This is a genomic window from Pseudochrobactrum sp. Wa41.01b-1, assembly GCF_019464455.1.
GTDB lineage: Bacteria > Pseudomonadota > Alphaproteobacteria > Rhizobiales > Rhizobiaceae > Pseudochrobactrum > Pseudochrobactrum saccharolyticum.
Genome location: NZ_CP080493.1, coordinates 1,965,519 through 1,988,476, shown reverse-complemented (window position 1 = coordinate 1,988,476; position 22,958 = coordinate 1,965,519). Strand labels below are relative to the sequence as shown.

At 58.2% G+C, this 22,958-nt stretch carries 16 protein-coding genes and 7 pseudogenes; 10 read left to right on the top strand and 13 right to left on the bottom strand.

Annotation, left to right across the window (positions count from 1 at the left end; translation table 11 throughout):
- Nucleotides 1-200: 200 nt before the first annotated feature.
- The gene (gene glyA / locus K1X45_RS09255) at nt 201-1,472 is read right to left on the bottom strand and encodes a serine hydroxymethyltransferase (protein WP_220158659.1); all 1,272 of its coding nucleotides are present in this window, start codon (nt 1,470-1,472) and stop codon (nt 201-203) included.
- Nucleotides 1,473-1,587: 115 nt separating this feature from the next.
- On the opposite strand from glyA, the gene K1X45_RS09250 reads away from it, so the two are divergent.
- Nucleotides 1,588-2,478: a LysR substrate-binding domain-containing protein gene (locus K1X45_RS09250; RefSeq protein WP_220158658.1), complete on the top strand. Its 891-nt coding sequence runs from the start codon at nt 1,588-1,590 to the stop codon at nt 2,476-2,478.
- Between the two features lie 265 nt (nt 2,479-2,743).
- Here K1X45_RS09250 and K1X45_RS09245 read toward each other — a convergent pair whose 3' ends face one another.
- Both K1X45_RS09245 and K1X45_RS09240 read right to left on the bottom strand, forming a co-directional pair.
- A complete protein-coding gene (locus K1X45_RS09245) occupies nt 2,744-3,424 on the bottom strand; it encodes a GntR family transcriptional regulator (protein ID WP_220158657.1) in 681 nt (226 codons plus the stop codon).
- Nucleotides 3,425-3,574: 150 nt separating this feature from the next.
- On the bottom strand, nt 3,575-4,669 hold the full coding sequence (locus tag K1X45_RS09240; RefSeq protein WP_255560375.1) for a DSD1 family PLP-dependent enzyme: 1,095 nt from the start codon (nt 4,667-4,669) through the stop codon (nt 3,575-3,577).
- Between the two features lie 344 nt (nt 4,670-5,013).
- Here K1X45_RS09240 and K1X45_RS09235 point away from each other — a divergent pair, with 344 nt between their 5' ends.
- The 5 genes from K1X45_RS09235 (at nt 5,014) to K1X45_RS09215 (ending at nt 10,841) form a co-directional block, all read left to right on the top strand.
- On the top strand, nt 5,014-6,129 hold the full coding sequence (locus K1X45_RS09235) for an ABC transporter substrate-binding protein (protein WP_255560374.1): 1,116 nt from the start codon (nt 5,014-5,016) through the stop codon (nt 6,127-6,129).
- A gap of 15 nt (nt 6,130-6,144) precedes the next feature.
- Nucleotides 6,145-7,902 carry an iron ABC transporter permease gene (locus K1X45_RS09230; protein WP_220158655.1) on the top strand — a complete coding sequence of 586 codons (1,758 nt, stop codon included), beginning with the start codon at nt 6,145-6,147 and terminating at the stop codon, nt 7,900-7,902.
- Complete coding sequence (locus tag K1X45_RS09225) at nt 7,895-8,965, top strand: ABC transporter ATP-binding protein (RefSeq protein WP_220158654.1); 1,071 nt, start codon at nt 7,895-7,897, stop codon at nt 8,963-8,965. Before K1X45_RS09230 ends, K1X45_RS09225 begins: the two co-directional genes overlap by 8 nt.
- A 344-nt stretch (nt 8,966-9,309) precedes the next feature.
- The gene (locus K1X45_RS09220) at nt 9,310-9,864 is read left to right on the top strand and encodes an MFS transporter (protein ID WP_255560373.1); all 555 of its coding nucleotides are present in this window, start codon (nt 9,310-9,312) and stop codon (nt 9,862-9,864) included.
- Nucleotides 9,865-9,902: 38 nt separating this feature from the next.
- Nucleotides 9,903-10,841, top strand: coding sequence for a LysR family transcriptional regulator (locus K1X45_RS09215; RefSeq protein WP_255560372.1), 939 nt, complete (start codon nt 9,903-9,905; stop codon nt 10,839-10,841).
- A gap of 9 nt (nt 10,842-10,850) precedes the next feature.
- Here K1X45_RS09215 and K1X45_RS09210 read toward each other — a convergent pair whose 3' ends face one another.
- The 8 genes and pseudogenes from K1X45_RS09210 to K1X45_RS09180 all read right to left on the bottom strand — a co-directional run bounded on the left by K1X45_RS09210 (nt 10,851) and on the right by K1X45_RS09180 (nt 18,013).
- A complete protein-coding gene (locus K1X45_RS09210) occupies nt 10,851-11,168 on the bottom strand; it encodes a helix-turn-helix transcriptional regulator (RefSeq protein WP_220158653.1) in 318 nt (105 codons plus the stop codon).
- 167 nt (nt 11,169-11,335) lie between these two features.
- Nucleotides 11,336-11,797 (bottom strand): annotated as a pseudogene (locus K1X45_RS09205) (IS3 family transposase); the annotation flags it as partial.
- Nucleotides 11,798-11,861: 64 nt separating this feature from the next.
- Nucleotides 11,862-13,391: a group II intron reverse transcriptase/maturase gene (gene ltrA / locus K1X45_RS09200; protein WP_255560371.1), complete on the bottom strand. Its 1,530-nt coding sequence runs from the start codon at nt 13,389-13,391 to the stop codon at nt 11,862-11,864.
- Nucleotides 13,392-14,045: 654 nt separating this feature from the next.
- A pseudogene (locus tag K1X45_RS09195) lies at nt 14,046-14,228 on the bottom strand (IS3 family transposase); the annotation flags it as partial.
- A pseudogene (locus tag K1X45_RS16025) lies at nt 14,195-14,335 on the bottom strand (antirestriction protein ArdC); the annotation flags it as partial. The pseudogenes K1X45_RS09195 and K1X45_RS16025, both read right to left, overlap by 34 nt.
- A gap of 84 nt (nt 14,336-14,419) precedes the next feature.
- Nucleotides 14,420-15,424, bottom strand: a complete 1,005-nt coding sequence (locus tag K1X45_RS09190) for a tyrosine-type recombinase/integrase (RefSeq protein WP_220158652.1) — start codon at nt 15,422-15,424, stop codon at nt 14,420-14,422.
- Between the two features lie 139 nt (nt 15,425-15,563).
- Nucleotides 15,564-15,983: pseudogene (locus K1X45_RS16020) on the bottom strand (tyrosine-type recombinase/integrase); the annotation flags it as partial.
- 797 nt (nt 15,984-16,780) lie between these two features.
- On the bottom strand, nt 16,781-18,013 hold the full coding sequence (locus tag K1X45_RS09180; protein ID WP_220160444.1) for a site-specific integrase: 1,233 nt from the start codon (nt 18,011-18,013) through the stop codon (nt 16,781-16,783).
- Between the two features lie 142 nt (nt 18,014-18,155).
- On the opposite strand from K1X45_RS09180, the pseudogene K1X45_RS09175 reads away from it, so the two are divergent.
- The 3 pseudogenes from K1X45_RS09175 to K1X45_RS09165 all read left to right on the top strand — a co-directional run.
- A pseudogene (locus tag K1X45_RS09175) lies at nt 18,156-18,305 on the top strand (antirestriction protein ArdC); the annotation flags it as partial.
- A pseudogene (locus K1X45_RS09170) lies at nt 18,302-18,673 on the top strand (DUF2958 domain-containing protein). The pseudogenes K1X45_RS09175 and K1X45_RS09170, both read left to right, overlap by 4 nt.
- Nucleotides 18,674-18,836: 163 nt before the next feature.
- Nucleotides 18,837-19,511: pseudogene (locus tag K1X45_RS09165) on the top strand (ParB/RepB/Spo0J family partition protein); the annotation flags it as partial.
- Between the two features lie 182 nt (nt 19,512-19,693).
- Here K1X45_RS09165 and K1X45_RS09160 read toward each other — a convergent pair.
- Together K1X45_RS09160 and K1X45_RS09155 are read right to left on the bottom strand one after the other, a co-directional pair.
- Complete coding sequence (locus tag K1X45_RS09160; RefSeq protein ID WP_220158651.1) at nt 19,694-20,851, bottom strand: NADH-dependent flavin oxidoreductase; 1,158 nt, start codon at nt 20,849-20,851, stop codon at nt 19,694-19,696.
- A gap of 144 nt (nt 20,852-20,995) precedes the next feature.
- Nucleotides 20,996-21,946: a LysR family transcriptional regulator gene (locus tag K1X45_RS09155; protein WP_220158650.1), complete on the bottom strand. Its 951-nt coding sequence runs from the start codon at nt 21,944-21,946 to the stop codon at nt 20,996-20,998.
- A gap of 541 nt (nt 21,947-22,487) precedes the next feature.
- Here K1X45_RS09155 and K1X45_RS09150 point away from each other — a divergent pair.
- Nucleotides 22,488-22,769, top strand: a complete 282-nt coding sequence (locus K1X45_RS09150; RefSeq protein ID WP_370627009.1) for a DUF736 domain-containing protein — start codon at nt 22,488-22,490, stop codon at nt 22,767-22,769.
- Nucleotides 22,770-22,958: the final 189 nt, after the last annotated feature.

Here is a 22,958-nt window from a genome sequence, read left to right as displayed (position 1 = left end):
GGCGCTTCCCGCGCACCTCAGCAAATAGCGGGATGCCCACGCCGCAGAGATCGATGGAACAAACCCCATCGAGACAGGCGTGTGACGGTGAGGGCGAACCCGCCGGAGGTCACCTGTCCGACCGGGCCGCCGCCGGTTTCGGTTGCGAGAAGCAGCACGCCTTCGCGTATCGGCGCGCGCCGATGACGCCGAGGTCGAAATTAGACATCCGCCATGCCTCCGTAGATCGGGAATGCGCGGCAGAGCTCCGAAACTTTTTGATGCACGGCCTCTTCGACTGCGGCGTCCGGTCCTCTGCGCAGGCTATCCAGCACATCGCCGATCAAGTGGCCAATCTGACGGAACTCTTCCGTGCCGAAGCCGCGCGAGCAGCCAGCGGCCGTGCCGAGGCGGATGCCGGAGGTGACGGTCGGCTTTTCCGGGTCGCCCGGCACGCCGTTCTTGTTGCAGGTGATGCCGGCGCGCTCCAGCGCGTCGGCCGCCTCGTTGCCCTTGAGGCCTAACGGACGCAGGTCCACCAGCATCAGGTGATTGTCGGTGTCGCCCGAGACGATGGCCGCGCCGCGCGCGACCAGAACCTCGGCAAGCGCCTTGGCGCTGGCGACGACCTGCCCGGCATAGTCTGTGAAGTCGGGTTGCAGGGCTTCCTCGAAAACGACGGCCTTGGCGGCGATGACATGCATCAGCGGGCCACCCTGAAGGCCGGGGAAAACGGCCGCGTTGATCTTTTTGGCGATCGTCTCGTCATTGGTGAGGATAATGCCGCCGCGCGGACCGCGCAGCGTCTTGTGCGTCGTGGACGTCACCACATGGGCATGCGGCATCGGGTTCGGATGATGACCGGTCGCGACGAGGCCGGCGATATGGGCCATGTCGACCATCAGGAGGGCGCCGACGCTGTCGGCAATCGCGCGGAAGCGGGCGAAGTCGATGACGCGGGAATAGGCCGAGGCGCCGGCGATGATCAGCTTCGGGCGTTCGGCCCCGGCCAGCGATGCGACCTGCTCGTAGTCGATTATCCCGTCTGGCGTCAGGCCGTAGGTGATGGCGCGGAACCACTTGCCGGAGAGCGCCGGCCGGGCGCCATGGGTGAGATGGCCGCCGGCATCAAGCGACATGCCGAGAATGGTCTCGCCCGGCTGGAGCAGCGCCAGCATCACCGCGCCGTTCGCCTGTGCGCCGGAATGGGGCTGCACATTGGCGAATTCGGCGCCGAAAAGCCACTTGCCGCGGTCGATGGCAAGCTGTTCGACCACGTCCACCTCGCCGCAGCCGCCATAGTAGCGCTTGCCCGGATAGCCTTCCGCATATTTGTTGGTCAGCACCGAACCCTGCGCCGCCATGACCCGCAGGCTGGTATGGTTTTCCGAGGCGATCAGTTCGATCTCGCCCTCCTGGCGACGGCCCTCGGCCTGAATGGTCGCCCAGAGGGCCGGGTCGAAAACGGAAAGCTGGGTGGTGCTGTCGGTCATGTCTTTCTCCTCAAGATGACGATGCGCAGCGCAGGCTGCTGATCTTTCGGGCGAGGATATCGAAGGACGAGCATTATTGAACTTCATAGTTCTTATGTTAGCATGAGGATCATTCATGATAGGATCGGCCATGCGGAACATCCCGACAGATCTGATGCGCAGCTTCGTCAAGGCAATAGACGGCGGCAGTTTCACGCGCGCGGCAGAGATGGTGGGGCGCACGCAGTCGGCCGTCAGCCTCCAGATCAAGCGGCTGGAAGATGTGGTCGGCGCGCGGCTGTTTCAGCGCGATGCCCGCAACCTGGAACTCACTGCGCAAGGACGGACCTTCGCGCAATATGCGCGCCGGATGCTGGCCCTGAACGATGAGGCTCTCGCATTAATGCAAAGCCCCTCAGTGTCCGGCCGGGTGCGGCTTGGCGCACCGAGCGAATATACCGATTCCCTCCTACCGCATCTGCTGGGGCGCTTCGCGCAAGCCCATCCCAATGTCATGCTGGAAGTCACTAGCGATCTCAGCAAGAACCTTCTTGCTCGCCAGCAGAATGGCGAATTCGATCTGGTCGTCGCTTTGCATGATGATACTCACGCCGGTGGAGGCAAATCGATCCACACGGAGCCTTTGGTATGGTTCACAAGCGCGGATCATTTCGGGCACATGCAAAGCCCCCTGCCGCTGGTGCTTGCGCCGCCACCATGCATTTACCGGCGGCGAATGTTGCATCAGATGGAGCAGGAGGCGAAGCCTTGCCGTATCACTTATCTAAGTTCGAGTCACAGTGCCATTGTTGCTGCAGTCAGGGCAGGTCTCGGCGCCACCGCGATGGCGCATAGCACACTTCCAAGCGAGATTCGGCTGCTGGGAAACGCAGAAGGATTGCCCTCGCTCGGGTACTTGGAGGTGCGGCTACCTGCTGCCGAATCTAGTGACGCGTTACATTGCTTGGCGACGTATATCGGAGAGCATTTGGGCCAGACTGCGCGGTCGGTCGCAGATCACGATTGAACAAGATACATTCAAAATTGAAAGTAGAGCGCTAGTAAGTGTGACGTGCACACTCTCATGACTTGCGCTGCATCATCGCCTTATCGCAAAATCGTCCACTTGAAACGACGGCTACCGGCTATAATGCGGTCCGGTGCCTAGCTTAGACGTCGACGGAATACCCAAACACCGACATACACTGCTTACCAATGCAGGACGATTTTACTCTACCGCTCATAGGTCGTAGCCCGTCTCGGATCAATATACCGACAACGTGTGATATTGGTTACGTCGAAAAACTTCCAATCGCTTTCAAGAAATCGAGGCGGGCGTGCCACGCATTATTGAGGTGGTTCCACATCCTCTTTTGCGCCTCAACAGACTCGCCGCTAACTATTGCATCATAGACGTTCAAATGCTCACCTATCGATTCTCTTGTACGTTGGGCGTCGTAGTTTGGGACGGCTTGCAACACAAGACCACTTTGCGCACGAAGATCGTTGTAATTCCTCAACAGTCGCGTATTCCGTGTTGCTCGGATAAGCTCATCATGAAAGCACCAAGAGGCCCGCTGAGAAAGTTCCACGTCCAATTCCGTTTCGATATATAGGTCTCGCAACGTCACGGCGGCGTTCTTTAGACCCGGTGTTGCGCCACGCTGGGCTACCAAGAATGCGGCAATCCCTTCAAGGGCGAGCCTAATCTCGAATATCTCTCGTAGATCATCCAAAGTGAGGCGACGCACAAAAGTTCCGCGCTGCGGCACGATCTCGACTAGTCCATCGACTACAAGTGCTCGAATCGCTTCTCGGATTGGCGTTCTGCCGAGCCCGAGCGTGACCGAAAGGCTGCGTTCAGAAAGAGGCTCGTCAGGCTTAAGATCACCAGTCGATATAAGCTCGCGAATGCGGGTGTAGGCCGTGTCGCGATCTAGGCTGGAAGGTGGCGATGAAATGGTGCTCTTCATTTCTCGCCTGTCGATTGAGCGTCAGGCCACAGGCACGACGTACATCCAAATATATCGCCGCTCATCTTCTTGTTTCCAGTTGCGATGTTGCTCTCAAACCGCACTACTCCATCTAATAATCTCTACTCTACCCAACGGCTCGCCGAACATCTAGTATACCGCCCCACGAGCACTTACCGGCCAAAGACTTACGACCCTTTCGCCCCGTGCGCAAACATACCAATCAAACCTGTCCACGGTAGGGTCGCAATGCCCTGGTACTAGTTTGATCCTTTCTCCAATATTTGCGCTCGAAGTCGCTTCTCTGACTGCTATTCTTGTATGCTCGTCCGAAACCGACACTATCTCGAAGTCTGGACGACCTAACGCTACCGGAAAGCCGCGATCTATCGCTATCGACTTATGACCCGCGTCAAGGACCACGACACCGTGGCGAGGGGTGCTGATGACCGAGGAAACAACAAACAACGACTGCTGAAATAGGCTTGATGTAGCGCCTGTTCTATCCCGATTCTTCGTATAATCCGCATCCATGAAACAGTAGCTTCCCGGTTGAATCTCCGTATATACTCCACTTTCGATGTCAAATTCGAAGGTTCCCGTTCCCCCGCCCGAAACAGTTCGGCATTCTATACCGACTCGCGTCATAGCATCGAGCATGTCGCTGCACTTTTCTGCACCGCGGCTTGCCTGTTCCTCTCGTCTCTCATAGCACGCTATATGCTGAGCTTTCCCGTTATAGGCTTGTATCCCACCAAATTTAAGGTGCTTTGATTTCGCGATACGCGATGCTAGTTCGATGGCCGCTTCTCCCGTATTTACCCCACATCTTCCTCCACCGACATCGACCTCGATGAATAAGTTCATCCGGATAGACATTGTGGCTGCCACCGACTCGATAACATCGACCTGACGAATATCGTCGACGCATAGCGCAACGTCAGCTACCGACGATAAAGCTGCGAGCCGAGCTATCTTGTCGGGCGCGATGATCTGATTTGTCACCAATATATCGGTAACGCCGCCCCAGGCCAGAGCCTCTGCCTCGGCAACCTTTTGCACACATACGCCGATAGCTCCGTACTTCATCTGCTTCTGCGCGATGACTGATGACTTATGTGTCTTCGCGTGCGGGCGAACCTTAATTCCGGCGGCCGTTGCCATCGTGCTCAGGCAGGCAAGGTTTCCCTCGAAGTTATCGACGTCGAGTAATAAGAATGGGGTTTCCGCATCTGACACTAGCATCCCAGGACGCGCTGGCGGTGACTGTCTCACTAAAATTCTCCTCGTTGGGACCGGACGGCTCATTGCGCGTGCGCCGCTTTCAATCAATTTTTTGCAATTTCCTATACTGGCATACCAGATATGCCTCAATTCCGTCGGACCAAGCAACCAATAAATTCGCAGATTCGACCATTTTCTCCATTCTTACGACGATATTCGCTAATTTTTGCTTGCTTCAATCCTGACATACAAAAGGGCCTTGAATTACTGGCATGCCAGTTCTATGATGCACTGGCTCGGATCACAGGACCTCGTATTCATGGAGGATGACCTCGAATGTTCGATCCGGAGAATGGGAGAGACTGATGAAACGACTTAAAAACGGATTCAGGTGCCTTGCGGGAGCACTCGCTTTTTTCGCGGCGTCAGCAGCACCTGCGTTATCGCAGACGGAAAGCATAGCCGAAGCCGCGAAGAAGGAGGGATCTGTGACGGTCTATACCGCTACAGATACGGAGCTAGCGCAGCGGCTTTTAGATGCATTCACTCGTAAGTATGGCATCGCCGTAGACTACAACGATATGGACACCACCGATGCTTACAATCGTGTCATCTCAGAGTCCGCCGCGCGGCAACCCCAAGCCGATATTGTTTGGAGCTCGGCAATGGACCTACAAATGACGTTGGTTCAGGATGGCTATGCCGATGTGTATAAATCTCCAGAAAGTACAAATATTCCAGCATGGGCAAATTATAACGATACCCTCTACGCGACTACAGTTGAGCCAGTTGGGCTAATATATAACAAAAGGGCTTTTACTGAAGGTCAATTGCCACGCCAATATGGCGATCTGATAGCGTTCCTACGTGACAATAAGTCTAAGCTTCAGGGAAAAGTCGCTACATACGATCCAGAACGAGCCGGAGCGGCATTCCTGTTTCAGACTAACGATGTCCGAGAACGGGCAGATTTCTGGGATCTCGTCAAGGCAATGGGCGAGGTGGGAGCAAAGGTCTATTCAAGCGCGGGTAACATGAAGGAGACCGTCGTTTCTGGCGAGAACAGCATCGCGCTCAGTATCATCGGCTCTTACGCGCTGAAATGGGTCGACGAAAGTCCCAATCTCGGCGTGCATTTTATGACTGACTATACGCCTGCATTTTCTCGGTTGGCGTTCGTTGTCAAGGACGCTCCGCATCCGAACGCAGCCAAACTCTTTTTGGATTTTATGCTTTCTGAGGAAGGTCAGTCCGCAGCGGCGGCGAGCGGCATGCCGGCGGTACGCAGTGATACAACCGTTGGCCTTAACATCAACAGTCTTACCGAGCGTGTCGGGGGCAATTTGAAGCCGATCGCTTGCTCGAATACATGGATCCTGCCAAGCGGGTCGAGTTCTTTAACCAGTGGAAATCAGCGCTTGGTCGCTAAACCGAACAAAAGTCGAGCGCGCAATGTGCGTTCGACCTTTGAATTCAACTAACTCTGAGTGTTTATCATGACCCTACAAGCAGAAGGGCGCATCGAAAGTGCGGCCGGCCACAATGTTTCATATTCCACGCCCAGCCCCCCACCCTTATCGGGCAACGCAAGCGCCTATAGGGTTAGTGTGATCGGCTTATTGGCGCTGGTAGTCCTCAGCCCGGTGGGACTGATCGTGTATCAGAGCTTCCTCTCCGGACCTTTCTTTAGTCCGCGCGCAAAGATCGGACTCGACGCTTATAGCTACGTCTTTACCGATCCTGCTTTCTATAAGGCCCTTGGCACCACAACGCTGTTTGCCGTTGGAATGGTGGCCATTGCCGTGCCACTAGGAGGATTGTTAGCCTTTCTAATCACCAGAACTGACATTAAATTCAAACGATCGCTCGAGATTCTCGTTCTCGTACCGATGTTCATCTCCTCTATTGTCCTCGCGTTTGGTTATACCGTCTCCGTCGGCCCAATGGGATTCGTTTCGCTTGCTTTACGAAACGTCCTGGGCTTCGTTCCTTGGAACATCTACAGCTTATCCGGTATGATCGTGATTGCAGGCCTTAGTCACGTTCCACATGTCTATCTATATGTGTCGGCCGCCATGCGGAACCTACCTTCGGACTTGGAGGAGGCCGCGAGAACCAGCGGCGCTAGTATCTGGCAGGTCTCTCGGGACGTGACGTTGCCGTTAGTGCTTCCGGCATTGATCTTCGCAGCGGCGCTCAATCTCCTGCTCGGTTTTGAAATCTTCGGCATCCCGTTGATTCTTGGCGATCCGAGTGGCGTCATGGTGCTCACGACCTACATGTATAAGTTGACGACTCTCTTCGGCGCGCCGACTTATCAGCTCATGGCCGTTGTGGCTGTCGTTCTAATGCTCATTACCCTTCCGCTCGTGTGGATGCAGCGCCGCCTGTTGCGCAACGCAAGGCGGTACGCCGCACTTGGAGGAAAAGGCTCGCGTGTTTCCACCCTAAAGCTTGGTCGTAGCGGACAAATTTTTGCGCTGTCGATTATCGGAGTTTGGCTGTTTGTCTCGGTGGTCTTGCCGATCAGCGGAATAACAATCCGAGCTTTCGTTGATGCCTGGGGCGAAGGCGTCAACCTGCTAGAGCGACTGACGTTTGCCAATTTCGAACAGATTCTAGGAGTTCCGAGTCTCGTTCGAGGTATCATCAATACCCTGCTTCTGGCAGTTATTGGGGGTGCAATAGCGGTCGGGATCTATCTAGCGGTCGGTTTAGCGGGACATAGAAATCACGGCCTATCTAACACTGTCCTCGATTATATCGTTCTGCTTCCTCGTGCGCTGCCCGGACTAGTGATCGGCTTGGCCTTTATGTGGCTATTCCTCTTTGTTCCCTTCCTGACACCACTGCGACTGACTCTCGCCGGCCTGTTTATCGCATATCTTGTCGTCGGGCTTTCCTATGGGTTGCGGCTTCTGCAAGGAACGCTGCTTCAGGTTTCCCCAGAACTCGAGGAGTCAGCTCGTACCACCGGCGCCACGATCGGTCGTACCTGGCGCGACATTGTAATTCCGATAGTTCGCCCCGGAATTGCAGGTTCGTGGGTGTTGATCATGATCATATTCCTTCGAGAGTACGCCACCGGCGTGTATCTCATGTCGGCTGGCACAGAGGTGATAGGCTCACTTATGATCTCGCTGCTCAGTGCAGGCGCTATGAACACCATCGCCGCTTTGGCCCTCATCAGCATCATCTTAACGGGGGCGGGGCTTACGCTTGCGCTTCGCCTAGGAGCACGTATTCATGACTGAACTTGTTGTAGAAAATGTCCAAAAATGGCTCGGCGGTTTGCAAATCCTCAAGGGTGCCTCGTTCACTGCTGAGCGCGGCTCGATCGTTGCACTACTCGGCGCGTCCGGCTCGGGAAAAACGACGCTCCTGCGCTGTATTGCCGGGTTGGAGCAGCCAGAAATTGGCCACATCCGCATCGGCGACAAAATTGCATTAGACGACAAGAAGCGCATTCTACTCCCGCCCGAAAAACGAAATATCGGGCTGGTATTCCAATCGTACGCTCTATGGCCGCATCGAACAGTAATGGAGAATGTAGGTTACGGTCTAAAACTGCGCGGCGTCTCGAAGCTGGACATGGAACAGCGCATCCACCACATTCTCGAGCGTCTAGGTCTCAGTCATCTCGCGGACCGGTATCCAAGTCAACTCTCCGGTGGCCAGCAGCAGCGCGTGGCCATATGCCGAGCGCTGGTCTATGAGCCGCGCGTACTTCTTCTCGACGAGCCGCTTTCAAACCTTGACGCAAAATTGCGCGAAGAGGCGCGATACTGGATCCGTAAGCTAATTCTGGATCTCGAGATTTGCGCGATTCTCGTAACACACGATCAAACTGAAGCGTTGGCTGCAGCGGACCGAATCCTGCTTTTGCAAAATGGTCAGATTGTGCAAGAAGGGACGCCACACGAGATCTATTCAAATCCTACAAGCTTTTATGCTGCCGATTTTCTTGGTGCGAATAACATAGCACAGGGCAAAGTCATTTCTGTAAGTGGAGCGTCCGTCCAGATCGGTGGTGAGGGGTGGGCACTCAATGGCGTCGCACGCGAACGCCATAACTTCGCGCCATCGACCGATGCGCAGGCCGTCATTCGGGTCGAACAGATCAAGGTGCAGACCGAGCCCGGGGCCCATCGGCTGGAAATGCATTTGGACGACAGCGTCTACCTCGGAGACCGCTGGGAGTATCGCATACACCGTGGAGACTTTGTGGCCAAGGCAAACGGTGCCAAACGCCTAGAACCCGGCACAGTGTATGCCGAGTTCCCCCCGGAGGGCGTATGGATTTTCGCTCAAAAGTAGGAGGTCGGAGCACGTCGGAGGCCGCCGACGAACGCGACGCTATGTACCCGTGCCCTAAATGAGGGCACGGGACCCGGGTAGGCAATCCGGCAGGAGAAAGCTACTGACAGACAATTTGAGACCCTCAAATGGATAGTCGGAGGAAGTCGGCAACTTGACATCCAATGGACTATACAAACGATCGATGCAATATGCACGCCTCACATAAAGCATGTTTAACTCTGCATAGTAGCCTAGATCTCGTTGAAACGATCGATGGTGTGCTTGAATGTCAGTTCAAAGCCTAAAGGCGAGAGGGAGATGATCTTATTCTGGAACTAAGTCCCACTCGTGCAGTATTACGGTTGGTCTGCTTTGCGCTTCTGGTGCAAACCGGGTTCGGGCTGAGTCCGTTCGAGGCGGGCAGCGTCTTCGTGCCGTGCTCCATCGCTTTTGTGATCCTCTCCTTGAGCGCGGCGCGCCTCGTTGCGCGCTTCGGGACGCCGGCCATCGCGATGGGCGCGCTGGTTTATGCAATCTCGTTCGGCGTGCTGATCGGACAGGTCTGGAGCGCGGGGGGCGATCTGGTGGTGGTGCACCTCATCCCGGCACTGGTCGTCATCGGGGGGGCGCAGGCGATGATCATGACGCCGCTGCTCAACCTCGTGTTCGGCTTCGTGGAAGAACTGCAGGCTGGCATGGCCTCGGGGGTAATCTCAACGCTCCAACAGGTCGGGGCGGCGCTCGGTGTAGCAGCAGTCGGCATCCTGTTCGGGGCGACGCTCGGGGCAGGATCGGAAGGACAAGCTGCGCGCTACGCCACCGCCTTCGTCTCCGGCATGAGCTACAATGTTGCCGCCGCCGTCATCGCAGCGATCCTATTGGTGCGCCTAGCCGTCTATGGGCGCCACACGAATTGAACGTGGTGATTTAAGCAATGCGGCGGCGTTCTGCACCGATGATTGATCGCCAGGGAGGGATGCGGAGCGCACTCGGTTCGCGCATCCCCCTCGCATCGCTCATCCAGACGCTTGCCGTCGCCGAACACCTCAGCTTCTACCGGGCCGCCAATGCGCTCGGCGTCAGCCAGTCGAGCGTCAGCGCACGGATCAAGGCGCTGGAGGAGGATCTCGGTATCCTCCTGTTCGAGCGCAACACAAGAGGCGTCCGGCTCACCGAGGCCGGACGCCTTTTTGTCGAGAGGGTATCGGCTGGCGTCGAACACCTTGACCATGCAGTAAAGTCCGCGGGCATGGCGGCCTTGGGAGAATGCGGCCGCCTGCGCGTCGGCGTCCATGGCCTGATCCCGCACAGCTTCCTTGCCAATCTGATCGGCCAATACCGGAGCATCTATCCTGGTATCGAGATGGAAATCGCGGAAAGCACCGCGCGGGAAGCGCTCATGCACCTGCGCGCCGATCAAATCGATATTGCCTTCGTGGTGGGTACACCGGACCCGCCGGATTGCCATTCCCGGCCGATCTGGCAGGAGCCGCTGGTCGCGGCGCTGCCGGATAGTCATGCGCTCGCCGTGCAAGAGCACGTCACCTGGGCTGATCTCGCCGGAGAAATTTTTCTCGTTCGGCCTGGCGGCCCTGGCCCACAAGTCCACGACCATATCCTTATGCGGTTGTCTGGTCAGTGGCCCGTGCCGTCGATCCTGCGTGTCGGCGTCGAACGCGCCTCGCTGCTGTCTATGGTCGGGCAAGGCTTCGGCATCACCTTGCTCGGAGCTGCATCGAGCCTCTCGGTCGTCGCGGGCGTGCGCTTCCTGCCCATTGCCGACGAACCCGAACTCATCGTGTTTTCAGCCATATGGTCGCCGTTCAACCGAAATGCTGCCCTCCGAAACCTGCTCGATCTCGCCGACGAGATGCGGCGATCCGTTTCGGCGTGATTCAATACATCAGACGGTTGGTTTTTCTGCGACGACAAGATCGAGCAAACCCGGCAGGCGTTTGTCGATCTCTTCCCGCCTGAGCGCTGCCGCTCGGCTGTTGCCGCGATCGACCTGACGGATCAATCCTGCCTCGCGAAGAACGCGAAAATGATGCGTCAGTGTCGCCTTACTAACCGGCAGGCCAAAGGACGCGCAGGTCCGCTCCGTTCCGGACGGCGCCTGCGTCAATTCCATGATTACACGCCGCCGCAAAGGATCGGCCAATGCCGACAAAACAGTACCAAGCACAATCTCATCCTCTTTCGGATGACTTTCCTGATCCATGGGAATATCTCAAAGGTATGATTTATATCGTACCTTAAAAGCTGATAGGTACGATGTAAATCATACCAAAAGGAGAGCACATGTCGAGTCCAGCCTTTACCCTTCCCACCCAGGACAGCGACGAGACCGGGCCTTGAATAACCCCGATTTTCGTAGACACCCTCGGGTTAGATTTTCTGCTGCTTCTCGAACTCGACGGGCGACAGCATTCCGTTTCTGACGTGCTTGCGCTTCGGGTTGTAGAACATCTCGATGTAATCGAACACATCCTGGTGAGCTTCATCGCGTGAACGATAGACCCTGCGACGTATCCTCTCCCGCTTCAAAAGATTGAAGAAGCTCTCGGCCACCGCGTTGTCATGGCAGTTGCCGCGTCGGCTCATCGAATGAACCAGATTGCGGTGCCTGAGGAACGAGGCCTAGTCCATGCTGGTAAACTGCGAGCCCTGATCCGAGTGGATCAGCACCTCGTCTTTCGGCTTGCGTCTCCACACCGCCATGAGCAGAGCCTGCAATACGACGTCCGTGGTTTGGCGGCCCTGCATCGCCCAGCCGATGACCCGGCGGGAATAGAGGTCGATGACGACCGCAAGGTAAGCGAAGCCCTCGCAGGTTCGGAGTGGAGTAAGAAGCGCGGATGCGCTTCTCCTCCCCGAACCGTACGTGCACCTTTCAGCGCATACGGCTCTCTATTCAGTCCTGGCCCATGGCCATGGCAACATCATGATAGTTCGAGGTGACGGTGCTGCGAGTTTCGCTCCGGAAGATGTATGGATTGATCTCCGGATTCCGCCATCGGAACTGCGCCTTGGGACTCGACATCATTCGGCGCAGAGCCTTTCCGACACGGTCTCCACGCTCACTTCGTCCGTAGACGAGCCAGGTTTTTGCCTTGCCCGCCTCTGGTGCTCGATACCAGCTCCGCATCAAGGGTTTGATGCGTGACCGATATTTTCGCGCCAGCCAGTGCGCCAGTCTCCAGAACACGACATGGTCGATGCGCCGGAAGATGCGCGCTGTGAAGTCGGTGAACTTGTAGAAGGCTGCCCAGCCCGCCAGTTGGCGGTTCAGGCGGTCCACCATGTCGACCTTGCCGACATCATGATTACCGGAAAGGGTCTCGGTCAGTTTGCGCACAAATGCCTTGGCCTTTTCCTTAGGTATTGTCGTAACGACGGACATGTGCCCGTTCGGCCCTCGCTTGCGAATGATCCGATGCCCCAGAAAGACGAACCCGTCATCGACGTGGGTGATATGGGTCTTCTCCATATTCAACGTCAACTTCAGGCGGTCTTCCAGAAAGGCCCGGCATTCCTCGCGGATTTCCTCGGCATGGCTCTTCGTCCCCTTGACGATGACGACGAAGTCATCAGCATAGCGACAATAGGCAATCGCAGGTTTCCATTGCCGGTTCTCTCGAACCGTTATGGGGCGTCCCTGCTGAATGCCGAAGTTCCATGCCCAGCGATCCTTGCGGGCTTTCCGGTTCAGGTATTTCGCCTCCAGCCACGCTTCAAACTCGTGGAGCATGATGTTGGACAGGAGCGGCGACAACACGCCGCCTTGCGGAACACCCTCGCTGGAAGCCGCAAACAGGCCACGGTCAACATGACCCGCCTTGAGGATTCGCCAGAGAAGATCGACAAACCGTCCGTCCCGCACCCGCCGCCGCACGCATTGCAGAAGCAGCCGATGATGAACGGTGTCGAAGTAGCTCGCCAGATCACCTTCGATGATCCAGCGGCCCCTCGTCGTATCCATGCCATCCTGAAGCTGTATCTTCACGGTGCGAACGGCATGGTGCACGCTGCGTTCCGGCCGGAAGCCATAGGACAAGCGATAGAAGTCGCTTTCCCAGATCGGCTCCATGGCCATCAGCATGGCACGCTGGACAATACGGTCTGTCAGGGTTGGTATACCCAGTGGTCGTAGCTTGCCATTGGCTTTCGGGATATAGATCCGCTTGACCGGCTTCGGGCGATAGGTGCCCTTCAGCAGGTTCGTCCGCAGGTCGGCCAGATGGCGATCCAGCCCGGCCTGCATCCGTTGCTTATCCATTCCGTCAATGCCCGGCGTCCGGGCGCCACTCGACGCCAGAACGATCCGGGCGGCCTCCGCAAGCCATTCCCGATCGGCAATGAGCCGAAGAAGACGATCGAACCGCCGGTCCGGGTCGCTTTCAGCCCATGTTGCGAGCTTGTGCTGCATTTCGCTGATTATCAAAGGTCTTCACCTCATTTGGTCAGGTAATTTGACTCCAAGCAGATTGAACTGTTCCCCTTCGCCATGTGACAGGCTTTCCCTGCCGCGGACTACTACGGGAACTCCGCCAGCATGATGGACATCAGGGTCAACTCCCTTGCGACGCGGTACATCTTGGGCATTCCATCACGCCTTCCCGCGTTCATATGCTGGACATTCCACGCACTGGGGAGGTTGCCGGTCGCAGTCCTTGTCCTTGCGTCCCGCAAGTCGATGCCGCTGCCATGGTCTGGCTGTGTTGTCCCCATGGCTCCCTGCAGGCGACCTACATATACGCCCACATTCGGATGCCACCGACATACGTCTCCGGCGACCTCATCAGCATTTCGCCTGTTAAGCCGTGTAGGCGAAGGCGACATTTCAGCCCTCGGATGCGGATTAACCGGTTCGTGTTCCTCAACCTTCCAGTGCTACAGCCTCGGGAACCATCTCGGCGTAACGGCTTCGCCCCAATTCCCTTTACCTGCGGGCTACGTCACCCTGCCAGTTGACGACAGGTCACCGCCGCTTGGGCTCATGCTCCCTCACAGCAGGGAGCAGGGCATTTCTTCAAATCCCTCCTTTCTCAAAGCATTCCAGTCATATGCACCCCGGACCATCCGGACGAGGCGCACTGTAGGTGATGTCCGTGACCCAGGCCTTGTCCGGAGCCGCTACGTCAAATTGCCGGTCGATTGTGTTGTCGATAGCGACGGCAGGCCTGCCGCCATAGATGCCGGAACGGCGTTTGTAGCCGATCTGCGCCTTGATCCCGGCAAGACGCGTCAGACGCGCGACCCGATTCGGGCAGCACATCTCTCAGGAACCTCCTCGTCCGGCACATGCGCCAGTAGCCAGTCGGCCGCCTTGCTGGCCTGCGACGCCGCGCGAATGATGGTGCGGTCGTCTTCGCGCAGGCATTCCAGTTATCCGCAGCAGCCGATAATGCGAAGGAAGGCGACTAGCTTGCCGGAAGTCCGGGGTTTCTGGCCGCATTCCTCCGCATTATTTCAGAGCGTATCGAGCCAGGCGAGAACGCTCGTATCGCGTTTCCAAGAGGGCTGGTGGCCGGGTGTTTCGGGAACACTGACCTTTTCCAATGCCTTGCGCTTGGTTTCGAGATTGGCTCTGGCGTAGTGGTTCGTCGTATCGAGACTCACATGACCGAGCCAGCTACGGATGACCGTGACGTCGACACCCGCCGAGATAAGGTGCACGGCGGTTGCGTGCCGGAAGGCGTGCGGCGTCACATGCTTGTCGCACAGGGTTGACGTGGTCTTTGCCGCCGCCCTCACATAGGCGGCAAGCTTGAACCGGACCCCCGATGCGCTTAGCGGTTCGCCATAGCGGTTGACGAACAGTCTCTGGCCTGGCACCCGCGGTTGCCGTTCGAGCAGCTTCTGCAACAACATCACTGTTTCGGGCCAGAGCGGGCAGATGCGCTCTTTTCGACCTTTGCCGGTGAGGCGAACGCAACTCGGACTGTCGAACCGGATCGCATCGGGGCACAGATCGAGCGCTTCCTGTATTCGCGCGCCGCTGTTGTAGAGGAACGAGAGCAAGGCGTGATCGCGCATACCTTCGAGTGTCGAACGATCGGGCTGAGCCAGGATCGCCGCCACGTCTGCCTGGTCCAGATAGCATGGTTCCGAGACGGGTCCGCGTTTTATCGGGATGTGGAGGATTTCGACGCATTGGGCGATCGATCCGGGATCCCTGGTCGCAACGAAGTTGAAGAAGCTGCGTATCGCTGCAAGCCGGCAGTTTCGCGTGCCGATCGTGCCGCCGCGTTCGTGCTCGGCGTGACCGAGGAACGCGATGACCTCTCCGGCGGTCAGATCGGTCAGCGTGATCATCGCCACCTTCTTGCCTGAGCGCTGTGCAGCAAATCGAAGGAAGAGCCGCCAGGCATCGCGATACGACCGCACCGTATGGATGGAGGCATTGCGCTGCTCGACCAGCCATTCGTAAAAGAACGCCCGCATCAACCACGGGAACTGATTGCTCCTGGTCATGCTCGCACCTCCGGCCCGATGTTGAGGCATGGCGCGCCCAGCACTCGGAACCGCCATTGGCGTGATGCAGCAGGTCCTGCGTGACGGTGATGTAGACCAGGGTCGAGTTGATGTCCCGATGGCCGAGATAAGTGGCGAGGAACGGCAGGCGATCCTGTGGGTTGATGCCTGCCTCATACCATTCGATAATCCGGTTCACGACCATCGAATGCCGTAGGTCGTGCAGGCGAGGCCCCGTCCGGCCCCGAGGCGGTTTCAGCCCGGCACGGCGTATGACATCAACGAGCAGCCAGCCGACAGTTTGCTTCGTATAGCGCTCACCACGGTCTTCGTGCCAGAACAGGCCAGCGCGCGGATCAAGTGCCCCACCGGCGCGGTGGCGCGCTTCGATATATGAATGAAGCTCGCCCATCACGCTATCGGGAAGCGGCAAGATCCTGGTCTTGTAGAACTTGGTCCGTCGGATGGTGATGGTGCCGCCCTGGAAGTCCACGTCACCAAGATCGAGGCCGGCCAGTTCACTTCGCCGCAGACCCACGCAATAGGCGAGCAGCAGCATGGTGTAGATGCTCGACGGGCGAAGAGGCGCTCGTGGTGAAGGGTAAGAACGCGCGATGTCGAGCATGCACCGCACATCGGCGGGGGTGTAGATGTGCGGTTTTCGCCAATGCTTGACCACTTCCTTTTCCGGGCGGGGGTCAGGTCGGCGGGGCGGGATTGATGGGTCCTTGTGGCGCAGGATTTTCGCTAGGACACGCTTCAGCTTTTCGCACTCATTCGGATGATTGCGCGTGGTCTTCGCGGCAGACCAGTGTTCTAGCATCACCTCAAGCGGCTGATCCTGAAGCTCCGAGTTCAACTGAAGGAAGCGGTCGAGCCGCCATAGCCGCACCGTTTGTGCAGTGTATTTGTAACCACGGTTACGCATCAGCGTGACGTGCTCGGCCATCATTTTGCCGAGCACGCTGTCGAACGGCCTGAGCTGGTATAGTTCGGAAAGAGCGCTGTCCGGATCACTTGAGGCCAGAGCGCGCCATACCGGCTTGCACTGTTTGATGTTGCAAGCTTCACGAAGCGCGGCGACGGGATTGCGTTCGATCGCTCCTATTTCTTCAAGGTGATCGAGGAACCGGCCGATAATCCGGGTGCGGTGCAGCCGTGTCGTCGAGGCCCATCGGCCCGGCGATACATGCAGCCAGGCCACCAGCATGTCCTTGTCGAGCTTGACGTGGAGTTCGGCAACATCCTGGAAGATGTTGAGCGCCTGCCTGTAGTAGATGGGGCTGTTCGTGGTGCGCAGGTTGAGACCTGCAATGTACCGCGCGATCAGTTTACGTTCAGGGTCGGGCCAACTCGTCATGACCGCACCTCCCGTCCCGGCACGTCGAGCGCAATGGGCCGGAGATCCTCGGTGGCAAGCTTCAGATAGGGGGCCGTGGATTCTGTCGAGCGATGCCCGAGCAAGTCGCCAATCACCTTCTGGGGAACAGCGGCACGCAGCATTTCGACTGCACGTGCATGGCGGAAGATATGGGAGCCGTTCTTGCCGGCCGGCGTGACGCCGGCGGCTGTAAGTCGCCGCCGCACCACGTTGGCCAGCAAGCCGAGCTTGCGATAAGGCGCGCGTGTTCGGACGAAGATCTCGCGGGCATCAGTCGCAGGCCGCCCCATCTGCAGATAGGCGAGCACCGCTTCACCCACCGGCACCATCAAGGGCAAGAATGAGCGTGCCTGGGTCTTGGTATGCCTGATGCGGATCGCTTCCGCCCGCCAATCGATATCCCCGATCCGAAGATTGCAGATTTCACTCGATCTCAGGCCATAGGTCGCAAGCAATTGCAGGATGGCATGATCCCGCAGGCCTGTTGGCGTCTTGTCCTCCTGCGAGGCCTGCAAAACAGCGGCGATCTGATCGGGCGTAAGGATCGACGGCACACCTTCATAGGCATAGAGCAAAGGGGCTATGACATGCGGCGATAAATCGATGGCGACGCGCCCTGTCCGATGGAGATAGCGCAACATCGAGCGAAGCCGCTCCGCCACATCCTTCACAGACCTGCGCGTCTGATGAGGGCTGCGCGTGTCCATGTAACGGTCGATGTCGCTGACGGTCATCGTCATCAGGCTATCGGGACCGTGCCGATCGAGCTGCCAGACCAGAAAGTTCCGGCCCTCCCACATCAGCGCGTCGATGCTGGCCGTAGCAAGACCTCGTTCTTCGCGCAGCCAAATCTTGTACTCGTCGCAGATGGCAAAGCGCAGTGCGTCGGCCGCACAGGTCGCTTTCGGCGGGGACGGCCATTGACCCTGTGCGAGCCGCAACAAGGCATGGATTCCGGAACGCGGGATAGAGTGCCAATACCGCGCGGGTGCCCGACCATGGCGTTTGCGGAACATTGCGATCGCATATCGCAGGTACTCGGCCACCTGATCGTCGGACACATCCATAATCGGAATGTCGTGCTCAGTAAGGTATTCAACGAACCCGCGCGCATAGGCGCAGTAGTTCCCGATCACCACGGGGCTGTATCGTTGCCTGGTCAGTACAGTTCTTAGCTCCGCAATGAGCTTGCAATCAGCATTCAACATCATTGGTTCCTTTGCTTGTCAAAACGACAGCAAAGGTCAGGCAGAAAATAATGCTGAGCAAATCCCGTCCGCAGAAGCTGGAATCCCACGGATTTCAAGCGGCGCAGCCGCCTTCCTTCGCATTATGGCCTGCTGCGGATAATTGGAATGCCTGCGCGAGGACAACCGCGCCATCATTCGTGCGGCATCGCAGGCCAGCAAGGCGGCTGACTGGCTGCTGGCACATGTGCCGGATGAGGATGCTCCTGAGACGGATACGGACTCTTCGATCGACCGGAGGGCTGCGGCATGATCCTCCTGATCCCTGCGCACCACGACTAGCTTCTTGCCAATGCCGCACGGAACGATGTCGACCACATCCCCGTCGTGAAGTTCTTCAATCCGCTTGGTGCGGGTGTCTGGCTCGGCACCGAACTGGACGAGGACGGCGACATCATGTTCGGCCTTGCCGATCTCGGCTATCCCGAACTGGGCTACTGGAGCCTGTCCGAGATGCAAGCGGTCCGTTTGCCGTTCGACATGGGCATCGAACGGGATCTTCTCTTCACCGGGGATTTCCCGATTTCCGTCTGGGCCGAGGCGGCGCGTCAGGCCGGCAGCATTCGCGCGGCGGAACGCATTCTCTATCGAGCCGCCCGGACCAAGGCTTCGGGCATGTGATCGCCTTGCCGGGCAGTCGGCCGGTCCACCCGGCTGTCCGCGTCGGCCTCCCAGCTGACGTGGCGGTTCGGGGCCGGGATCAGAGTGAGAGGAGGAATGGATTTTTCGTGACGGGTTGGAGGTCGAGAGAAAGGCTCTCGGCGCCCGTCGCGGAGTAAGACTGATGGCCACTGCCGTTCAGAAGATCATTCTCGCGTCCTCGCGCGACATTCCCTTCAACAAGCTGGTGTTGAGCCAGTCCAACGTCAGGCGGGTGAAAGCCGGTATCTCGGTCGAGGAACTGGCCGAGTCCATCGCCCGCCGCGGTCTGATCTAGTCGCTGCATGTCCGTCCCGTTCTCGATGCCGAGGGCAATGAGACTGGCATGTTCGAGGTGCCTGCCGGCGGGCGCCGCTATCGGGCGCTGGAACTGCTAGTCAAGCAGAAGCGCCTCGCGAAGACCGCGCCGGTGCCCTGCGTGGTCTCGGAAGCGAACGGCGATATCCTCATCGACGAGGTTTCGCTGGCCGCAAACATCGAGCGTGCGCCGCTGCATCCGCTCGACCAGTTCCGCGCATTCTTGGCCATGCGCGAAAAGGGCATGACCGAGGAAGCCATCGCCGCCGCCTTCTTCGTCGATGTTAAGGTGGTCAAGCAGCGGCTGCGCCTCGCATCGGTCTCGTCCGCACTGCTCGACGTCTATGCCGAGGACGGCATGACGCTCGAACAGCTTATGGGTTTCACCGTCACCCAGGACCACGCCCGTCAGGAACAGGTCTGGGATGCGATCAAGGATAGCTGGTCGAAAGAGCCCTGGCAGATCCGCCGAATGCTGACCGAGACCGCGGTACGGTCCTCGTGACCGGGCATTTTTTGCGGTCAGCGTTCGACCTCAAGACCGTCAAGGGACGCCATGCTAGTTCAGCAGCAGAGACTCTTCGCTGCGTTCAATCAGCATTGGGTGCAGCATAGGGAATATGGATTTTCCAGCTTGGTGGCCATGTCGAGCAAGAGCGCTACGGTTGCACCGAACTTGTCGGTTCATCCGGCGCGCGCGGCAAGACGTTCTTCGCGCACTGGAATCCATCCAGGCGCTGCCTCTACGGCTTGCCACAGGCCATCGGGAATGGACATCGCCCCGCGCTCGTCCAGATCCAGTTCGTGGCGAATCTCGGAATCGCTGCCCGTTTGGGCCAATGCCACCCAGTCAGGGTTCATGACCAGCCCTTTGCCGATGGTTGCCAGCGAAAGGCCCATATCCAGGGCAGTCTGTGCCTGTTCCGGCGTGCGTAACATGCCCGCCGCGAGCATCGGCACGCGGTTATCTACATGCGCAATGACCTGCTCTATGGTCAGGCGGGTATCGGCACCCAGCGGGCGCGCGCCCAGAACGTCGTTGAGCGAGACGTGCAGATAGTCGATGCCTTCAGCAACAAGCCCGTCTACCAAGGCGCAGATGTCCGGCACGCGATAGCCGCCGTCCTCGCGCTCCTCAGGCGAGATGCGATAGCCGAGCGTAAACGGCCCCGTGGCATGGGCAGCAATCACCCGCTTCGTCTCCCGCACGACAGCCAGAGCAAAACGCATGCGGTTGTCCTGCGAGCCGCCCCATTCGTCATCGCGCAGGTTATAGCGCGGCGAGAAGAAGTTTTGCAGCAGGAAGCCGTGCGCGCCATGCAGCTCCACGCCGTTGAAACCGGCCTCGATGGCGCGGCGCGTGGCCTCGCCGAAGGCGTTCACCATCGCGACGATTTCCTCATGTGACAACGCCCGCGGCGTCACATCACCACGGTTGAAGGGGCCAGCCAGTGCATTTACTGCGCTTGCGCTGACCAGTTCTCCATTCGGCACAACCTCCACCACTGCCTTGTTGCCTGCGTGGAAGATTTGCAGGATGGCCGGAGCGCCGCCGCTCTTGGCGGCATCGGCCAAACGCCGCAGGCTTGGAATGAAACGGTCGTCATAGGCGGCGAACTCGTCGGTAAAACCAATACCGTTCTCTGTGACATGCGTGCAGCCGGTGATGACCATGCCCACGTCCTGAGAGCGGTGGCGGTAATAATCTAGTTCCGCGTCTGAGATGGTGCCATCGGGGTTGGCCGACCAGGTGGTCATGGGGGCCATCACTACGCGGTTGCGCAGGGTCAGGCCATTTTCGAAGTGAAAGGGTTGGAACAGTGTGGCGTGTTCGGCAGTCATCTGGAAACCTCGGCGCAGCGCACGCGCCCAAAAAATCAAAATTGCAGGGTCCTTAAAACTTGGGTGCAATCATTCGAAATCCAAGATTTGCAAATAGTACATCAGTATTCAGTCTGGATTGACAATGAGGTGCAAGCAGCCTGTTCAAGCTTCCCGCCTCGGATTGGATGGAGGCCCTTTCCGACTAGCCATGGCTTCGCGCTTCTCAACTAGAAAATCGATCAATGCCCGCACCTTTGCCGGCATCTGCGCGCGGGTCGGGACATAGATGAAGAACCCGGCAAAGGGCTTGCACCAAGGTTGCAGCACCCGTGACAATTCACCCGAGTCTAGTCGTGCCTGAACGGCAATGTCCAGATGCTGGATGAGACCGACGTTCTGTAGCGCGCTGCGGATCATGCCGTCATCGTCATTGGTGATGAGACTGCCCAGTGGTTCAACGGTGAAGCTGCGCCCATTCACCCCAGGATCGGTGAAGTCCCACGGCAGGATCGCGCCCCCCGGCATGCGAAACCGCAGGCAGTTGTGTTTTGCTAGATCAACGGGCGTGCCTGGTCGCCCATAGTGCTGAAAATATGCGGGGGTGCCCACAACAGCCATCTCAAGCGGGGGAGATATCGGCACGGCGACCATATGTTCGGCCAGGCTCTCTCCCATGCGGATGCCGGCATCGCACCCGTCGGCCACGATATTGGCCAGTGCGTCGTCCATGACCAGTTCCAACTGAAGCTTGGGGTAACGCGTGCTGAACTCTTCCAGATATGGCTCGATCAATGTTCGGGCCGCCACCCGTGAGGTATTGACCCGCACCAGCCCTGAAGGCTCATCGCGCCCGTCGTGCATTTCATGCACTGCACGCTCCACTGCGGTCAGCGCCGGATACCACACGTCATAGAGGCGCTGCCCTTCCTCAGTAAGCGACATATCCCGTGTCGTACGATACAGAAGCTTGACGTTCAGGCGACGCTCAAGCGCCTTTACGTTCTGCGACAGATTGGCCCGGGAGACCCCCATTTCCGCGGCGGCCTTGGTGAAGCTCCGGTGGTGAGCCACATGGGCGAACCAAGCGAGCGAAGGAAGAAGCGACGGGTCCATGCAGTTCCTATTGTAAATTTCAAAAATACAAATCTACTTCAAATTGATGGCGCTAACAATCTAGTGTGCCTACAGAGAGGTTTATCCGTCGCTATTTTGCAGCCCTTCTGTCAAACGAGAGTGGCAAGGCAGTTGCCGCTGAGCGGATATGAATCCATTGCCACTGAGCGATTAGTTCATGACCAAGAGATCAATCTCGATTTCCACCGGTGGCTCCAACGTGCGTCGGGAGCGAAGTACTGTTTCCGTCCCCGACCTGGATGACTCCGAGATGGAGAAGAGACTGGCGCGGCAATGGCTTCTGCGACGGGTTTCCGGCGCCTGTCAGATGCGAAGAACCACTCCCGCTTCCATTCGCTAACCTTGGTCTGATCCGTTTCTTCATCAATCAACCCCAGAGGGGTCGGCTTACGCGAGCGTGCCGCCCCGCGGATTCGGACGAGCCAAACACACGGGGTGATTGCAGATCCGGTCAGACACTTCGGGCGCCTGTCGCACGGGGGGATGGTCCCCCGCCTCCCAGAGACAGGAGCCGGAACCCATGTCCTACGCAGATGCCACTGCCTTCGCCGCCAAGGGCGTGCGCATCGTCCCCCGACCTGCGCGCCACCGGCGAAACGCCCCCAGCCACAGGGTTCTGGTTGGCCACGCCGAAATCGGCGCCGCTTGGTCCAAGCGCTCCAACGAAGGCCGCGACTATTGGGGCCTCAAGCTCGACGATCCGAGCTTCAACGCTCCGATCTACGCCAACCTCTTCGACGACGAAGACAGCGAGAGTTTCTCACTGATTTGGTCTCGCCCCATCAGTGGCCGCGGCGACTAAAGGGCGGAACAAGGCTCCGGCTGACAGGCCGGGGCCTTCTGCTTTTCCGGCAGCCAATAAGCGCCGGAACGGACATGCGGACCAGGCAGGCAGCCTGATCCGGTCGCCTTCCGGGGCGCCCTGCGTCGGTGTTGGGTGTTGTTGAAGAGAATGCTTCACTCCGGAAATCATCAGCGGTACGGTCCACCA

Bases quoted from the DNA above. Each gene is read 5' to 3' on its own strand.
- glyA (WP_220158659.1), bottom strand. From the start codon at position 1,472: ATGACCGACAGCACCACCCAGCTTTCCGTTTTCGACCCGGCCCTCTGG.
- K1X45_RS09250 (WP_220158658.1), top strand. From the start codon at position 1,588: ATGATAGGATCGGCCATGCGGAACATCCCGACAGATCTGATGCGCAGC.
- K1X45_RS09245 (WP_220158657.1), bottom strand. From the start codon at position 3,424: ATGAAGAGCACCATTTCATCGCCACCTTCCAGCCTAGATCGCGACACG.
- K1X45_RS09240 (WP_255560375.1), bottom strand. From the start codon at position 4,669: ATGCTAGTGTCAGATGCGGAAACCCCATTCTTATTACTCGACGTCGAT.
- K1X45_RS09235 (WP_255560374.1), top strand. From the start codon at position 5,014: ATGAAACGACTTAAAAACGGATTCAGGTGCCTTGCGGGAGCACTCGCT.
- K1X45_RS09230 (WP_220158655.1), top strand. From the start codon at position 6,145: ATGACCCTACAAGCAGAAGGGCGCATCGAAAGTGCGGCCGGCCACAAT.
- K1X45_RS09225 (WP_220158654.1), top strand. From the start codon at position 7,895: ATGACTGAACTTGTTGTAGAAAATGTCCAAAAATGGCTCGGCGGTTTG.
- K1X45_RS09215 (WP_255560372.1), top strand. From the start codon at position 9,903: ATGATTGATCGCCAGGGAGGGATGCGGAGCGCACTCGGTTCGCGCATC.
- K1X45_RS09210 (WP_220158653.1), bottom strand. From the start codon at position 11,168: ATGGATCAGGAAAGTCATCCGAAAGAGGATGAGATTGTGCTTGGTACT.
- K1X45_RS09190 (WP_220158652.1), bottom strand. From the start codon at position 15,424: ATGACCAGGAGCAATCAGTTCCCGTGGTTGATGCGGGCGTTCTTTTAC.
- K1X45_RS09180 (WP_220160444.1), bottom strand. From the start codon at position 18,013: ATGTTGAATGCTGATTGCAAGCTCATTGCGGAGCTAAGAACTGTACTG.
- K1X45_RS09160 (WP_220158651.1), bottom strand. From the start codon at position 20,851: ATGACTGCCGAACACGCCACACTGTTCCAACCCTTTCACTTCGAAAAT.
- K1X45_RS09155 (WP_220158650.1), bottom strand. From the start codon at position 21,946: ATGGACCCGTCGCTTCTTCCTTCGCTCGCTTGGTTCGCCCATGTGGCT.
- K1X45_RS09150 (WP_370627009.1), top strand. From the start codon at position 22,488: ATGTCCTACGCAGATGCCACTGCCTTCGCCGCCAAGGGCGTGCGCATC.